Here is a 15,735-nt window from a genome sequence, read left to right on the forward strand (position 1 = left end):
TCGGCGACGAGATCGTCCGGCGCATGAACGTCACCCTGCCGCTGACGCTGCTGTCGTTCGCGCTCTCGGTGCTGATCGCGGTGCCGGTGGGCTTCTTCGCCGCCTGGAAGTCGCGCACCTGGTACGGGACGGCGTTCTCGGCGGTGTCGCAGCTGGGCGGCGCGATCCCGGTCTTCTGGGTCGGCATCCTGCTCGTGGCCGTCCTGTCGCTCGGGTGGCGGGTGTTCCCCGCCGGCGGGTTCCCGCGCACCGACTGGGAGGATCCCGGCGCCGCGCTCTACGCACTGACCCTGCCGGTGATCACGATCGCGATCGTCGCCGGCAGCGACCTCGCCCGGTACGTCCGCAGCGCGACGCTCGACATCCTCGGGCAGCAGTACCTGCGCGCAGCTCGCGCGACCGGGCAGAGCTTCGCGACGGCGCTGTGGCGCCACGGGGTGCGCAACGCCGTCGTGCCCCTCATCTCGATCCTCGCGATCCAGCTGTCCACGACGTTCGTGGGAGCCGTCATCATCGAGCGCGTGTTCGCTCTGCCGGGGCTCGGCGACATGCTGCTCGTCGGCATCAAGGAGCAGGACTTCCCCAGTGTGCAGGGCGTGCTGCTGTTCTCCACCGCGCTCGTGCTGGTGCTGGGATTCATCGCCGACGTGCTGCAGCGCATCATCGACCCGCGACTGCGCGATTCGCTGTCGGGCAACCGCCGCGTGAAGGCCGCCGCATGAGCGCCACGATCCTCCCGACCACAGCCCCGGCCCCCGTCGTGCCGCCCGGCCGCCGCCGCGCGCGCCGGTCGATCAACCTCGCCGTGGGTGGAGCGCTCTTCGGCCTCATCGCCGCCATCGGCATCGTCTCGCTGCTGTGGACCCCGTTCGAGTACGCCGACACCGGCGGCGGCCGTCTGCAGCCGCCCTCGGCAGAGCACTGGGCGGGCACCGACCGGCTCGGCCGCGACCTGTTCACGCAGCTGATGATCGGCGCGCGACTGGCGCTGGCCGTCGGCTTCGGGTCGGTCGTGATCGCTGCGGTGCTCGGCATCGCGCTGGGGCTTCTCGCCGCCGTTGCCCGCCGCTGGGTGGACGATGCGATCTCGAGCCTGCTCGACATCGCCATCGCCTTCCCGACCCTGCTGCTGGCCATGCTCATCGTCGCGTGGCGCGGAGCCTCGCTGGAGTCCGCGATCCTCGCGATCGGACTCGCCGGCGCGGCCGTCATCGCCCGCCTCACGCGCATCACGGCGACCCGGGTGATGTCGATGGACTTCGTCACCGCGGCGCGCACCTCGGGCACCGGGACCCTCGGCATCCTGCGCCTGCACGTGCTGCGCAACGTCTGGCCCACCCTCATCGTGCCGCTCGCGCTGCAGTTCGGCGGAGCGGTGGGAGCCGAGGCGTCGCTGTCGTACCTGGGACTCGGGTCACCGCCGCCCAACGCGTCGTGGGGGCGGATGCTGCAGGAGGCGCAGAGCACGGTGCTCGTCGCCCCGACGGCCGCGATCCTGCCCGGCATCCTGCTCGTGGCCCTCATCATCGGTGTGAACCTGCTGGCCGACGGTCTGCGGGACATCGCCGACCCGACCTCCCGGAGCATCCGATGACCGCGCTGCTGGCGATCGAGAACCTCGGGGTGCGCCTCGACGGTCCCGAGCCGATCGACCTCGTGCACGCCGTCGACGTCGCGCTCGCTCCGGGCGAGCGGCTCGGGATCATCGGCGAGTCCGGGTCGGGCAAGTCCCTCACGGCGCTGGCCGTGCTCGGGCTGCTGGGGCACCCGCTCGCCGCGCGCGGCTCGGTGCGCGTGGACACCGGCGGCGACGTCGTCGAGGTCATCGGCACGCCGTCGCGGCGGCTCGACCGGGTGCGCGGCACGACGATGGGCGCCGTGTTCCAGGAGCCCTTGGCGTCGCTGGACCCCCTCATGCGGGTCGGCAAGCAGCTCGCCTGGCCGTTCGCGCACCACAAGGGGCTCCGCGGCGAGGCCCTGCGAGGCGCCGTGCTCGACGCCCTCGCCGACGTGCAGCTGGCCGAACCGGAGCGCATCGCCCGGTCGTACATCCACGAGATCTCCGGCGGACAGCGCCAGCGCGTGGCCATCGCGCTGGCTCTGGCAGCAGGGCCCCGGCTGCTGATCGCGGACGAACCGACCACCGCCCTGGACGTCACGGTGCAGGCGGGGATCCTCGAGCTGCTGCAGCGCGAGGTCACCGACCGCGGGATGACGCTCGTGTTCATCAGCCACGACCTCCCCGTCGTCTCTGGCATCGCCGACCGGGTGCTGGTGATGCGCGACGGCCGGCAGGTCGAGCTGGGCACGACGGCGCAGATCCTGGGCGCCCCGACCCACCCCTACACGGCTCAGCTCGTCGCGGCATCCCGTCGGCTCGACGACTTCCTGCCGCGTGCTGCCGCCGGGGGTGCCGCATGAGCGCCGTCACGCCGCTTCTGGCAGCCGAGGAGCTGAGCTTCGCCTACGGTCCCGGTCAGCCGGTGCTGCGCGAGGTGTCGCTGGCGGTGGCGCCAGGGGAGAGCCTCGGCCTCGTGGGGGAGTCGGGCGCAGGAAAGACCTCGTTGCTGCGGCTGCTGCTGGGCCTGTCGGCGCCGACAGGCGGGCGCGTGGTGTTCGAGGGGCACGCCCTGGATCGTCGTTCCGCCGCCACCATGCGAAAGTTCCGGCAGGCGGTGCAGCCGGTGTACCAGGATCCGTTCTCGTCGCTGGATCCCCGTATGACGGTGGGGGAGTCGATCGCCGAGCCGCTGCGGTCGCTGCGGGTGACCGGGGATCGCGCAGCGCGTGCGGCGCGGGTGGCCGAGCTGCTGACGGCGGTCGATCTGCCGGCGGATGCCGCGACGCGCTACCCCGATGCCTTCTCGGGCGGGCAGCGGCAGCGCATCGCGATCGCCCGGGCGCTCGCGCCGAAGCCGCGGCTGATCCTCGCGGACGAGCCGCTGAGCGCCCTGGACACCTCGGTGCGCATGCACGTGATCGAGCTGTTCCAGCGCCTCGCGCGGGAGCAGGGGATCGGCATGCTGCTGGTCTCGCACGACCTCACCATCGTCTCGGCCCTCTGCGGGCGGATGGCGGTGCTCGAGTCCGGGCGGATCGTCGAGGAGGGCCCGACCGGGCAACTGCTCACCGAGCCGCAGCATCCGTACACCCGGCGCCTGCTGGCGTCGGTGCCGCGCCTGCCGGGCTGACCCAGCGAGCGGGTCAGCCGCGGCGGCGGGTGGAGACCGTGACGGTGAACTTCGCGTTGCGGGCGACCTGCCGCGTCGGTCCCACGAGGCGGTCGAGGGCGGGGCGGTAGTGCAGCGGTGAATTCCACACGCACCACAGCTCGCCTCCGGGGCGCAGCACCCGCGCCGCGTCGGCGAACATCCGCGGAGCGAGGGCATCGGTGACGGCCGCGCCGCTGTGGAACGGCGGGTTCAGCGCGATCATGCCCGCCACGCCGTCGGGCATCGCCGACAGTGCGTCGTCTCGCTCGACGCTGACCCGCGCCGACACCGCGTTGGCCTCGGCCGTCGCGCGCGCCGACGCCACGGCGGCGGCGGAAGCGTCGCAGGCGTACACGCGCAGATGCGGATGCCGCATGGCCAGCGCCGCCGCGATGACGCCGGTGCCGCACGCGAGGTCGATCACGAGGTCGCCCGGGGCGCCGGAGGGCACCTCGTCGGGAAGGTTCGCCAGCAGCAGCCGGGTGCCGATGTCGATGCGCGGGCCGGCGAACACGCCGCCGTAGGCGCAGACCGTGAGGCCGTCGTGCTGCTCGTGGCTGGGCTCGGGATCTGCGCCGTCGCGCGGGCGATGAGCACCCGCGACTTCTGGCGCGCGTGGGTGACATCCAGGCGGGTGAAGCGCTGACGCAGCACGTCGTTCATCGCCATGGTCATGTGCTTGAGGCGGCCCCCGGCGAACACCACGACGTCGGGGTGAGCGTGGGCGGCGACGAGTCCGGCGATGTCCTCCAGGGCCGTCAGCGACCGGGGGAGGCGCAGCAGCACCAGGCGGGCGCCGGCGACGAGCGAGGCATCCAATGGCAGCGAACGCACGTTTGCGCCGAGGCCGAAGCTGCGGGCGTTGGCGGCCAGCGCCCGCTCACCGGTGATGAGGTCCTGGTGCACGCGGATGCCGGTGGCCCCGGCATCCGCCGCTCCCAGCGCCAGAGCACCGTACGCGTCGTTGATGACGACGATGTCGCCATCGCCCAGCCCGGCACGTGTCGAGGCCGATTCATCCAGCAGCAGCCGGTCGGCGGCGTCGCAGGCGGTCAGCCCGGCCGCTTCGACATCGGGCCAGCGGCGCAGCGCAGCGAGGTCGATCATGCGTCCTCGGCGTAGCGCAGGCGCACGTCAGCAGGTGTGCACTCGTCTCCGATGCGGATGCCGGGGGCGAGCCTTCCCGCCTCACGCAGCCGCGTCAGCTCGGCGACGGCGCGTGCACCCAGCTGCCACGGGTCGATGGTGTTCACGTAGATCTTGGTGCCGCCTTCGAATCCGGCCGGGTTGGAGATGCGCCACTTCAGCACGACGCGCCACGGCATTGGCCACGGGGCCCCCGGCGGGCGGTAGTGCCACTCCTCGTTGGTGGGCACGTGCTCGCCGGTCGCCGCGTGCAGCGCGTGCACGAGGTCGGACACCGCGCGCACCTCGCCTGCGGTGTGCTCGTGTGGCAGGTTCGCCGCCGCGGTGGAGTAGACCTCGAACGCCGGGTAGCGGTGCCCCACGCCAGCGAAGGCGACGGCGCCGTCGGTCGCCGCCACCAGCAGACCGTGCTGCACCGACATGTCGACGATGGCGTGCTGGTACAGGCCGCGGTCGGAGGCGAGCATGCGCAGCTCCCGGTCCAATTGCGGGCCGGGCTCGTCGATCGCGACGAGCTGTTTGTGCAGGTGCTCGAACGATGCGCCGGCGGGCCGCAGCCAGTTCTGGAAGACCGCCACGTACGCCGCGTGGGGCTGTGCCCGCGCGATGTCGCTGAGGCTGCGCACGGTGAACGCGGTGTAGGCGCCGTGCTCGTCGGGGGTCAGCCGTCCCGCCGAGGCGAGCTGGTCGTCGGTGCGGGCGCCGTCGACGACGTGGCGGCGTGCCACGACGACGTCGTGCGATCCGCCGACGAGGTCCAGCGCCGCCTCCTCCAGGCTCTGGGGCACGCCCGAGGCCTGCTCCCGCACCTGTGCGAGCCCGCGGATGTGCTCGTGGCCCACGGGGTCGGCGAGGTACTCCTGCGCCCACCGCACCACCTCGGACGGCTGGCGGAACCCGTGGTTCTCTCGCCAGTACTCCGCCGAGACGATCTCGAAGAGGTTGCCGAAGCGGCGGAACTCCGCGACGGTGTCCGACAGCGCGCTGGCGGGGACGCGCCGCAGCTCCGTGAAGTCGGGACCGACGAGGCGCGCCTTCTCCGGCGTCGTGTCGAGGTAGCGGTCCTGGCAGAACGCGCACAGGCGGCGTTCCTGCCCAGGAGCGAGCCGGGCGACGTCCGCACGGGGCGTGAAGAGGGGTCGACTGGCGCGGCCCGGCACGGTCCACACGCGCGTGCCGGTGAGGGGGCCCACCTGCTTGACGGTGCCGTCAGGCATCCGCAGCAGCGGCGGGCTCTGCAGGGCATCGCTCACCCCCTCAGCCTACCGAGGACCGGTGTCAACCCGTCGGCGGCCCGCCCTGCGGTCTGATTCACTCCGCTCATGAGAAGTGTCGCGCGGTGGTTGCTGGCCGGGTTCATGCTCTTCGCCGGACTCAGTCATCTGTTCTGGGGTCGTCGCGAATTCCAGGCGCAGGTGCCGGATTGGACCACGCGGGTCGTGCCGATCGACAAGGACGGCGTGGTCATGGCATCCGGGGTGGTCGAAGCGGCTTTCGGGGTGGCGCTCATCGCGCTGCCGAAGGAGCGGCGTCGCATCGGGGTCGCGCTGGCGGCGTTCTTCACAGCGGTGTTCCCCGGGAACATCGCCCAGTACACCGAGCATCGCGACGGCTTCGGACTCGACAGCGACGCGAAGCGCCTGGCGCGGCTGTTCTTCCAGCCGCTGCTCGTGGCGTGGGCGCTGTGGTCGACGTCGCCTGCGCGTCGGTAGCACCCGCGCGCTCGGAAGCCCAGTAGCGCGGGCGTCTGCGTCAGCGTGCGTCGGCGTGGAAGCGCACCTGCCGGGTGTTGCCCTCTTCGCGCAGGTCGACGACCTTGGGGTGGTCGCGCAGGAAGTCGGTGAACGTCTTGTGGCCGAGCTCCTTCTCATTGAAGGACGGGTCCATGCGGCGCATGAGGTCCTTGACTGCCGAGGCGTTGACCCACTCGTCGTCGGTGCGCACGCCCTCCAGTCGCAGCGCCCGCTCGAGCAGCTCGGTGGACGGGTCGACGACGCGCTTGCGCGCGCGGGCACGCGCCGGCGCGGCATCCTTCTTCTCCTCCGGCGTCTCGGGACGGGTCACGCCGGGAAGGGAGTCGTAGGAGTCGAACTGGTCGCACGCCGCCGCGAGCGACTTCGCCGTCGATCCCGCCACGCCCACGCCCACCACGATGCGGCCGAGCCGCTTGCAGCGCTGGGCGAGCGGCACGTAGTCGCTGTCACCGCCCACGATGACCACGTGGGTCAGGTCGGGCAGGCGGAACATGTCTTCGACGGCGTCGACGGCCAGGCGGATGTCGGCGCCGTTCTTGGCGTAAGCGGCCGCAGGGAAGAGCTGCACGAGGTCGACGGCGCGGGCGACGAGCTGCGCCCGGTACTCCGCGTTGACCGGCATGGACCAGTCGGCGTAGGCGCGGGTGAGCACGAGTGTGCCGAAGGATGCCGCATAGTCGATGATCGCGCCCACGTTGATGGTCGCGGCGGCGAGGCGCTCGGCGACTTCGGGGTCGTTGATGTCGGCCGCGATCTTCTGGCGGTCGCGGGAGTAGGCGTTGCGGCCGTGGACGCGGTCGTACCAACTCATGACGATGTTGTCGAAGTCGAGGTAGACCGCGACGCGTGCCGGCTGCGGGTCAGCCATGTTCATGCCTCCTGGGGGTAGCGCACACCGATCTGCGCGCGGATGTCGTCGAGGGTGCCCATGATCGCGACGCTCTCGTCGAGGGGCAGCTCGTCGCTGTCGGTGCGTCCCTCGGCGATGAGGCGTTCGGCGGCCAGGGCCTGGTACTGCATGCCGCGTCCGTCGATGTCGGAGACGAACTCCTCCCGCACGGTGCCGTCGGGGGCGGTCAGGCGGAACGTCGTCGGGGCGTACCAGGTGCGGTCGATGTCGATGCGCCCCGCGGTGCCCACGACATGCGCGGTGTTGGGGCCGGCGGCGCGCGAAGACGACACCGTGCTGGAGACCGCGCCGCCGGCGTGGGTCATCACGGTGGCCACCTCGGCGTCGGCGCCGGTCTCGGCCAGGCGTGCGACGGCGCGCACGGATGTGGGTGCGCCCAGCACATCCCACACGAACGAGACGGGGTAGATGCCGAGGTCCAGCAGTGCGCCGCCACCGAGCTCGAGGGCATTGAGGCGATGCGAGGGATCCGCGGTGATCTTCTGGGTGTGGTCGGCGAAGACCGTGCGCACCTCGCCGACGGCGCCCTCGGCGATGAGCGTGCGGATGCGCACCATGTGGGGCAGGTAGCGCGTCCACATGGCCTCCATCGCGAGCAGCCCGTTGCGGCGCGCGGCGTCGCGCACGGCGGCGGCTTCGGCTGCGGTGAGCGTGAACGGCTTCTCCACGAGCACGTGCTTGCCGGCATCGAGCATGGCGATGGCGTTCTCGGCATGGGCGGGATGCGGCGTGGCGATGTAGACGATGTCCACGTCGGGGTCGGCGGCGAGGTCGGCGTACGACCCGTGAGCCCGCGCGATGCCGAACTCGTCGGCGAAGCGCTGCGCGGATGCCGCGCTGCGCGAGCCGACAGCGGCGACGTCGAGGCCCGCAGTGCGCAGGTCGCTCGTGAAGGCGTGGGCGATACCACCCGTGGCAAGGATTCCCCAGCGAAGACCGGTCATTCTTCGAGCGTACCCGGCGCGGCACCCGCCGACCGGCGCGGGGGCTCGTCGGTGACGCCCAGCAGGAACGAGACGATCTGCACTGCGCTGCCGGCAAGCAGCGGACCGCGTCCGAACTGCCAGCCATGGTCGACCGCCTGAACGGTGTGGCCGGCGATCGCGGCGCGGCGCGCGAACGGGGCGGTCGTGGAGGCGGAGAGGGCGACCGCGCCGGTGACGGCGGCGCTCAGCTGCGGTGCGACCTTCGCGTCGCGCGCGAGCAGCAGGTAGGCCCGCGTCGCGCGAGCGAGGTGCCGCCCGCTGCGGCGTCGCCCGCCCCGCACGCGCTCGGCGACGGTCGCGAGGGTGGCGGGGGGCGGGGTCGTGCCGGGCCCGGTGTCGGCGGGTGGGGTGCGGGGTGCGGCATCCCTTTCGAGTCCGGCGGTGGCCAGGAAAGCGGAGGCGAGGGACGGTGCCCTCTCGGGGGCGCACTGACCGATCACACCCGCGGCGGCGGTCACGATGTCGGCGATCTGCCCGCGGCGGTCTCCCGAGACGGCGGATTCGTCTGCGGGCGGACGGTTGCTCAGCGGCAGGAAGCGTCCGAGATCCGACATGCGGGCAGTCTAGGCGCGCCGCCCGCGGCGCGCGGGCCCGGGGTTCGGTGGGCGCATCGGGCCCGATGCGGGGCCGGGGCGGGGAGGGCACGCGGGCCGGGCATAATGGGCGGGACCGATGTGACCGTGCACACGGATGCGCGGCGAAGACGGGCGAGGACGGGCGGGCATGACCGACGACGCGATGGGGCGACGGCCCAGCATCCGCGATGTCGCGCGCCTGTCCGGTGTGTCGCATCAGACCGTGTCACGGGTGCTCAATCACCACCCCAGCATCCGGCCCGAGACGCGTGAGCGGGTGCTCTCGGTCATGGCCGACCTGCAGTACAGCCCGAATCGCGCGGCGCGGGCGCTGGTGACCAGCCGCTCTCAGACGATCGGCATCCTGGCCGCATCCAGCAGTCAGTACGGACCCGCCTCGAGCATCGCCGCGATCGAGGCCGCTGCCCGCGCTCGCGGGTACTGGGTCTCCACGGCCAACATCGAAGCCGCAGACCCGCAGTCCATCCCGGCGGGGCTGTCGCACCTCATGGCGCAGTCGATCGAGGGTCTGGTCGTGATAGCGCCGCAGGTGCGGGTGGTCCGGGCTCTCGCCGCCCAGCGTCTGGACATCCCGTACGTGACGCTGCAGTCCACCGATCTCGACCCCGGCCACACGCTGTCCGTCGACCAGATCGCCGGCGCGAGGCTGGCGACCCGGCACCTGATCGAGCGAGGGCATCGCGACATCTACCACATCGCCGGTCCTCAGGACTGGATCGAGGCCGAGGCCCGCATGCGCGGTTTCCTCGAGGAGATGAGTGATGCGGACATCCCGACGACGGCGCCCATCCTGGGGGACTGGACCGCGGAGTTCGGTTACTACGCTGGGCGGGAGCTGCTGCGGGTGCGCGACTTCACCGCCATCTTCGCCTCGAACGACCAGATGGCCCTCGGGCTCATGCACGCGATCCGTGACGAGGGACTCGACGTGCCGGGCGACATCAGCATCGTCGGCTTCGATGACATTCCGGATGCCGCGCACTTCTGGCCCCCGCTGACCACCGTGCGGCAGGACTTCGCCGAGCTCGGTCGGCGCTGTGTCGACCTGCTGCTGGGCGGTGCCGCCTCCGGAGCGCCCGTCGCCAGCGCCATCGTGCCCGAGCTGGTCGTGCGGGCGTCGACCGCGTTCCGCCCGTCCCGCTGACGGCCGTTACCAAGCCGAAACGTGCGTCGGCTTGACACGCACCCGCTGAGAGTTGCTATGGTTTCCGCGATGTGAACGGTCACATGGCCGGAATCCGAACACTCACATCATGCGGGCGAGGGAGCCGAACCGTGGGCACTGGCAGTGACGCCGAGCAGAAGGACCGCTACGTGACAGGGGTGAAGACCGAGGTCGCCGTGGCGCGTGTGCGCGCCGAGGTCGCGGCGCTGCACGCCGAGCTGGTGCGGTATGGCCTGGTCGTGTGGACCGGCGGCAACGTGTCGGGTCGGGTGCCGGGCGCTGACCTGTTCGTGATCAAGCCGTCGGGGGTGTCGTATGACGCCCTGGCGCCGGAGAACATGATCCTGTGCGACCTGGACGGCAACGTCGTCCCGGGCACGCCGGGCAGCGAACGGGCCCCGTCGAGTGACACCGCGGCGCATGCGTATGTGTACCGGAACATGCCGCAGGTGGGCGGGGTGGTGCACACGCATTCGCCGTACGCGACGGCGTGGGCGGCGCGGGGCGAGGCGATCCCGTGTGTGATCACGGCGATGGCGGATGAGTTCGGTGGCGAGGTGCCGGTGGGGCCGTTCGCGATCATCGGCGACGATTCGATCGGCCGTGGGATCGTCGACACGCTCACCGGGCATCGGTCGCGGGCGGTGCTGATGCAGAACCATGGCCCGTTCACGATCGGTTCCAGCGCGAAGGATGCCGTCAAGGCGGCGGTGATGGTGGAAGACGTCGCCCGCACCGTGCATCTGGCCCGGCAGGGCGGGGAGCTCATCCCGATTGCGCAGGATGCCATCGACCGGCTCTACGACCGGTACCAGAACGTCTACGGACAGACCACCGACGACCGCCGGTAGCCCTCACCCGGGGCAGCGGTCACGACATCTGAACACCAAGACAGTGCAGTCAGAAGGAAAGGAAACACAGTGAAGACGAAGAAGTTCTTCCTCGCCACGGCCACCCTGGCCGCCGGCGCCCTCGTGCTCTCGGGATGCTCCGGAAGCGGCGACGGCGGCGGTTCTGAGGGCGAGGGCGACGGCGGCCTGATCGGCGTCGCAATGCCCACCAAGAGCTCCGAACGCTGGATCCAGGACGGCAACGCCGTCAAGGAGGCTCTCGAGGCCGAGGGATACACCGTCGACCTGCAGTACGCCGAAGACGACATCCCCACGCAGGTCTCGCAGATCGAGAACATGATCACCAAGGGCGCCGAGGCGCTGATCGTCGCCTCGATCGACGGCACGACGCTGTCGGAGGTGCTGCAGGATGCCGCCGACGCCGACATCCCGGTCATCGCCTACGACCGCCTCATCCGCGACACCGAGAACGTGGACTACTACGCCACGTTCGACAACTTCCTCGTCGGACAGCAGCAGGCCCGCTCGGTGCTCAACGGCCTGGGCCTGACCGACCTCGAGGGTGAGCCGCTCGCCGACGCTCCCGCCGGTCCGTTCAACATCGAGCTGTTCGCCGGTTCGCTCGACGACAACAACGCCAAATTCTTCTGGGACGGCGCGATGGACCAGCTCGAGCCGCTGATCGAGGACGGCACGCTGGTCGTGCAGTCCGGCCAGACCGACATCGAGCAGGCAGCCACCCTGCGCTGGGACGGCGAGACCGCCCAGAGTCGCATGGAGAACATCCTCACGGCCGACTACTCCGATGGCACGCAGGTCGACGCGGTGCTCTCGCCCTACGACGGCATCTCGCGCGGCATCATCTCGGCCCTCACCGACGCCGGGTACAGCACCGGCGACGAGTGGCCGATCATCTCCGGCCAGGACGCCGAGGTCGACTCGGTGAAGGCGATCCTCTCGGGTGAGCAGTACGCGACCATCTTCAAGGACACCCGCGAGCTCGCCAAGGTGGCCGCGGCGATGGCCGTCGCGCTGCTGAACGACGAGGAGCCCGAGGTCAACGACACCGAGACGTACGAGAACGGCGTCAAGGTCGTTCCCTCGTACCTGCTGGGACCGGTGCCCGTCGTCGCGGAGAACGTCGAGTCGTCGCTGGTCGACACCGGCTACTGGACCGCCGAGGAACTCGGCCTGTAACACCCGCGCCGGTGGCGGTGGCGGCATCCGTGCCCGCCGCCGCCACCGGCCGGAATCCCTCCCCACCCACCCCCGAGGAAGCGGGCACAGTGACTGACAACATCCTGGAGATGCGCGACATCACCAAGACCTTTCCCGGTGTGAAGGCGCTCTCCCACGTCACGCTGGCGGTCGAGCGCGGCGAGGTGCACGCCATCTGCGGCGAGAACGGCGCCGGCAAGTCAACGCTCATGAAGGTGCTCTCGGGGGTCTACCCGCACGGCACATATGACGGCGACATCGTGTTCGAGGGCGAAGAGGTGTCGTTCAAGAGCCTGCGCGACAGCGAGGCCAAGGGCATCGTCATCATCCACCAGGAGCTGGCGCTCAGCCCGCACCTGTCGATCGCCGAGAACATCTTCCTCGGCAACGAGCGCACCGCCGGGGGCCTCATCGACTGGAACAAGACCAACTTCGAAGCAGCGGCCCTGCTCAAGCGCGTAGGGCTGCGCGACAACCCGACGACGAAGATCCGCCAAATCGGGGTGGGCAAGCAGCAGCTCGTCGAAATCGCCAAGGCGCTGTCGAAGAAGGTCAAGCTGCTCATCCTCGATGAGCCGACCGCGGCGCTCAACGACGCGGACTCCGACCACCTTCTCGATCTGATCCTCAGCCTCAAGGACGAGGGGATCACGTCGATCATCATCAGCCACAAGCTCAACGAGATCAAAAAGGTCGCCGACTCGGTCACCGTGATCCGCGACGGCAAGACGATCGAGACGATCGCCAAGGCCGAGGTCACCGAGGACCGCATCATCAAGGACATGGTGGGCCGCGACCTCGAGCACCGCTACCCCGACCACGAGCCGCAGATCGGTGAGGAACTGCTGCGCGTGGAGGAGTGGACCGCACACCACCCGCAAGACCCCACCCGGGTCATGGTCGACAACGTCTCGATCACGGTGCGGGCAGGAGAGATCGTCGGCATCGCCGGGCTCATGGGTGCAGGGCGCACCGAGTTCGCGATGAGCCTGTTCGGCCAGAGCTACGGCTCCCGCATCTCTGGACGGGTCTACATGCGCGGCAAGCAGGTGAAGACTCGCAGCGTGGCCGAGGCGATCGAGGCCGGCATAGCCTATGCCACCGAGGATCGCAAGACCTACGGACTCAACCTCATCGAGGACATCAAGCGCAACATCTCGATGGCTTCGCTGCACAAGCTCAAGAAGGCCGGACTCGTCAACGACAACGAGGAGTTCAAGGTCGCCAACGAGTACCGGGGCAGCATGAACATCAAGGCTCCGAGCGTGCTGGCCAAGACAGGCAAGCTCTCCGGCGGCAACCAGCAGAAGGTCGTGCTGTCGAAGTGGATCTACTCCGATCCCGACGTGCTGATCCTCGACGAGCCCACCCGAGGCATCGACGTCGGCGCGAAGTACGAGATCTACACGATCATCAACAAGCTCGCCGCGGCCGGTAAGGGGATCATCGTCATCTCCTCCGAGCTGCCGGAGCTGCTGGGCATCACCGATCGCGTGTACGCACTGTCCGAAGGCCGCATCACCGGCGAGCTCCCCGTCGCTGACGCCACCCCCGAATCCGTCCTCAAGCTCATGACCATGGAAAAGCCCCGCTGACGGGCGACGCAGGAGACACGATCATGTCCAATTCCACGCAGACCCCGTCCGCCCCCAGCGAGTCGCAGGCGGCCGGTGCTCTCGTCCAGCCCGCCGACAACCCCTTCACCCGGTGGCTGTCCACCGTTCTCGCCGATCTCGGCAAGAACGGCATCTTCATCGCGCTGATCGCGGTGGTGGTGCTGTTCACGATCCTCACCGACGGCATCCTGCTGCGCCCGCAGAACCTGTCCAACCTGGTCGTGCAGAACGGGTACATCCTGGTGCTCGCGATCGGCATGGTGATGGTCATCATCGCGGGCCACATCGATCTGTCGGTGGGCTCGGTCGCCGCTTTCATCGGCGCGGTGTCGGGTGTGCTGGCGGTGAAGATGGAGTACCCCTGGTGGCTCGCGATCGTGCTGTCGCTGCTGATCGGCGCGCTGGTGGGGGCCTGGCAGGGCTTCTGGATCGCCTACGTCGGCATCCCGGCGTTCATCGTCACCCTCGCGGGCATGCTCATCTTCCGCGGGCTCGCGCTGGTGGTGCTCGGCAACGCGAACATCGGCTCGTTCCCCACCGAATACCGGGCGATGGGCAACGGGTTCCTCTCCGGCATCTTCGGCGAGAGCGATCCGGACCTGTTCACCCTCGTCATCGGCGCCGTCGCGATCGTCGCGCTCGTCGTGCAGCAGCTGCGCACCCGCGCCGGCCGGGCAAAGTACGGCCAAGAGGTCGAGCCGCTCGTCTGGGTGGTCGTCAAGCTCGCGGCCGTCGCGCTCGTCATCGGCTTCTTCACCTGGGCGCTCGCGTCGTACAAGGGTGTGCCGGTCACCCTCATCGTGCTGGCCGTGCTCGTCATGGTCTACGGCGTCGTGATGAACCGCACCGTGTTCGGGCGCCACATCTACGCCATCGGCGGCAACCGTCACGCCGCGGAGCTGTCGGGCATCAAGACCCGGCGCGTGGACTTCTGGCTGTTCGTCAACATGGGCTTCCTCGCGGCGCTGGCCGGCCTCATCTTCACGGCGCGACTGAACCTCGCCGGGCCCAAGGCCGGTGACGGCTTCGAGCTCGAGGCGATCTCGGCCGCCTTCATCGGCGGCGCGGCCGTGCAGGGCGGCGTCGGAACCATCGGCGGCGCCATCATCGGTGGTCTCATCATCGGCGTGCTCAACAACGGCATGTCGATCATGGGCATCGGCATCGAGTGGCAGCAGGCCGTGAAGGGTCTCGTGCTTCTGCTGGCCGTCGCCTTCGACGTCTACAACAAGCGGCGCTCGGGCAACTGACCGACGCGGTGACGGAGCGCGGTTCCCTTTCGGGGGAGCCGCGCTCCGTTGTTCGCGTTGCGTCTCGCTTCGCTCGCTCAACGACCGGTGGGGCGCTCGCTCAACGACCGGGGGACAGGGCGTCGAGGGCGTCGGTGAGGTCGGCGACGATATCGGCGGGGTCCTCCAAGCCGATGGACAGCCGGATCGTCGCCGAGGTGATGCCGCCCGCCGCCAACTGCGCGGGGCTCAGATGACTGTGCGTCATCGACGCCGGGTGGGCGACAAGCGTGCGTGCGTCGCCGATGTTGGCGACGAGCTGCGCGACATGCAGCCGGTCGATGAGCGCGGCGGCGCGGGTGAAGTCGTCGTCGGCATCCGCGCCGGGGTGCAGCTCGAACGAGAAGACGGATGCGGCGCCCCGCGGCAGGTACCGCGTCGCAGCGTCGTGCCACGGGCTGGAGGCCAGGCCGGGGTGGTGCACGCGGGCGACCGCCGGGTGCGTGTCGAGCGTCTCGGCGACCGTCTGCGCCGTGGCGCTGTGCCTCGCCATGCGCAGATCGAGGCTCTCGAGCCCCTGCAGCAACTGGAACGCGTTGAAGGCCGACAGCGACGGGCCGAGGTCCTGCGAGTACTTCGTGCGCAGCAGCGTGAGGTAGGCCTTAGGACCGAACTGCTCGGTGAGAGCCGCACCAGGGACGCGGGCCAGGGGCGTGTTCAGCTGAGGCCAGCGCGCGGCATCCGCCGTGAAGTCGAAGGTGCCGAGGTCGACGACGAGGCCGCCGAGGGCCGCACCGTGCCCACCGATGAACTTCGTCGCCGAGTGCACGACGATGTCGGCGCCGTGCTGCTTCGGGCGCTGCAGGTACGGGGTGGCGACGGTGTTGTCGATGATCAGCGGCACGCCGGCGTCGTGGGCGATGTCGGCGACGAGGCGGACATCGAGTACCTGGGCGAGGGGATTGGCGACCGTTTCAGCGAAGAATGCCCGCGTGGTGGGGCGCACGGCCGCCCGCCACGCGGCGGGGTCGTCCTGATCGACGAACGTGACC

The 15,735-nt window shown here is 70.2% G+C and carries 15 protein-coding genes and 1 pseudogene; 10 read left to right on the forward strand and 6 right to left on the reverse strand.

Annotated elements, in window-relative coordinates; genetic code table 11:
* The 4 genes from NQ160_RS06930 to NQ160_RS06945 form a co-directional block, all read left to right on the forward strand.
* On the forward strand, positions 1-722 hold a 722-nt coding region (locus NQ160_RS06930; RefSeq protein ID WP_257514495.1), incomplete at its 5' end, for an ABC transporter permease.
* Complete coding sequence (locus tag NQ160_RS06935) at positions 719-1,594, forward strand: ABC transporter permease (protein ID WP_257514496.1); 876 nt, start codon at positions 719-721, stop codon at positions 1,592-1,594. The genes NQ160_RS06930 and NQ160_RS06935, both read left to right, overlap by 4 nt.
* Positions 1,591-2,421 carry an ATP-binding cassette domain-containing protein gene (locus tag NQ160_RS06940; protein WP_257514497.1) on the forward strand — a complete coding sequence of 277 codons (831 nt, stop codon included), beginning with the start codon at positions 1,591-1,593 and terminating at the stop codon, positions 2,419-2,421. Before NQ160_RS06935 ends, NQ160_RS06940 begins: the two co-directional genes overlap by 4 nt.
* Complete coding sequence (locus NQ160_RS06945) at positions 2,418-3,191, forward strand: ABC transporter ATP-binding protein (protein WP_257514498.1); 774 nt, start codon at positions 2,418-2,420, stop codon at positions 3,189-3,191. Before NQ160_RS06940 ends, NQ160_RS06945 begins: the two co-directional genes overlap by 4 nt.
* Before the next feature lie 13 nt (positions 3,192-3,204).
* Here the strand turns inward: NQ160_RS06945 and NQ160_RS06950 are convergent.
* Both NQ160_RS06950 and NQ160_RS06955 read right to left on the reverse strand, forming a co-directional pair.
* A pseudogene (locus NQ160_RS06950) lies at positions 3,205-4,319 on the reverse strand (class I SAM-dependent methyltransferase).
* A complete protein-coding gene (locus tag NQ160_RS06955; RefSeq protein ID WP_306852750.1) occupies positions 4,316-5,575 on the reverse strand; it encodes a DUF4921 family protein in 1,260 nt (419 codons plus the stop codon). Before NQ160_RS06955 ends, NQ160_RS06950 begins: the two are co-directional and overlap by 4 nt.
* Positions 5,576-5,680: 105 nt before the next feature.
* Here NQ160_RS06955 and NQ160_RS06960 point away from each other — a divergent pair, with 105 nt between their 5' ends.
* Positions 5,681-6,070, forward strand: a complete 390-nt coding sequence (locus NQ160_RS06960; RefSeq protein WP_257514500.1) for a DoxX family protein — start codon at positions 5,681-5,683, stop codon at positions 6,068-6,070.
* 40 nt (positions 6,071-6,110) lie between these two features.
* Here NQ160_RS06960 and NQ160_RS06965 read toward each other — a convergent pair whose 3' ends face one another.
* Genes NQ160_RS06965 through NQ160_RS06975 form a run of 3 tightly spaced genes read right to left on the reverse strand, consistent with a single transcriptional unit; the run spans position 6,111 to position 8,562 of the window.
* Positions 6,111-6,980, reverse strand: coding sequence for an NYN domain-containing protein (locus tag NQ160_RS06965; protein WP_257514501.1), 870 nt, complete (start codon positions 6,978-6,980; stop codon positions 6,111-6,113).
* 2 nt (positions 6,981-6,982) lie between these two features.
* Positions 6,983-7,966, reverse strand: a complete 984-nt coding sequence (locus tag NQ160_RS06970) for a Gfo/Idh/MocA family protein (protein WP_257514502.1) — start codon at positions 7,964-7,966, stop codon at positions 6,983-6,985.
* Positions 7,963-8,562 carry a hypothetical protein gene (locus NQ160_RS06975; protein WP_257514503.1) on the reverse strand — a complete coding sequence of 200 codons (600 nt, stop codon included), beginning with the start codon at positions 8,560-8,562 and terminating at the stop codon, positions 7,963-7,965. The genes NQ160_RS06970 and NQ160_RS06975 overlap by 4 nt, the downstream gene beginning before the upstream one ends.
* 169 nt (positions 8,563-8,731) lie before the next feature.
* Here NQ160_RS06975 and NQ160_RS06980 point away from each other — a divergent pair, with 169 nt between their 5' ends.
* The 5 genes from NQ160_RS06980 to mmsB all read left to right on the forward strand — a co-directional run bounded on the left by NQ160_RS06980 (position 8,732) and on the right by mmsB (position 14,704).
* Positions 8,732-9,748 carry a LacI family DNA-binding transcriptional regulator gene (locus tag NQ160_RS06980; RefSeq protein WP_257514504.1) on the forward strand — a complete coding sequence of 339 codons (1,017 nt, stop codon included), beginning with the start codon at positions 8,732-8,734 and terminating at the stop codon, positions 9,746-9,748.
* Between the two features lie 170 nt (positions 9,749-9,918).
* Positions 9,919-10,620, forward strand: a complete 702-nt coding sequence (locus NQ160_RS06985) for an L-ribulose-5-phosphate 4-epimerase (RefSeq protein WP_257514509.1) — start codon at positions 9,919-9,921, stop codon at positions 10,618-10,620.
* 69 nt (positions 10,621-10,689) lie between these two features.
* Positions 10,690-11,817: a multiple monosaccharide ABC transporter substrate-binding protein gene (chvE, locus tag NQ160_RS06990; protein ID WP_285178387.1), complete on the forward strand. Its 1,128-nt coding sequence runs from the start codon at positions 10,690-10,692 to the stop codon at positions 11,815-11,817.
* An 89-nt stretch (positions 11,818-11,906) separates the two neighbouring features.
* Positions 11,907-13,433: a multiple monosaccharide ABC transporter ATP-binding protein gene (mmsA, locus tag NQ160_RS06995; RefSeq protein WP_257514505.1), complete on the forward strand. Its 1,527-nt coding sequence runs from the start codon at positions 11,907-11,909 to the stop codon at positions 13,431-13,433.
* Between the two features lie 23 nt (positions 13,434-13,456).
* Entirely contained in the window at positions 13,457-14,704 is a 1,248-nt protein-coding gene (mmsB, locus tag NQ160_RS07000; RefSeq protein ID WP_257514506.1) for a multiple monosaccharide ABC transporter permease, read from the forward strand.
* Between the two features lie 100 nt (positions 14,705-14,804).
* Here the strand turns inward: mmsB and NQ160_RS07005 are convergent.
* Positions 14,805-15,735, reverse strand: a 931-nt coding sequence (locus NQ160_RS07005; protein WP_257514508.1) for a PLP-dependent transferase, incomplete at its 5' end; no start/stop codon positions are given.

Source organism: Microbacterium sp. zg.Y909, from assembly GCF_024626565.1.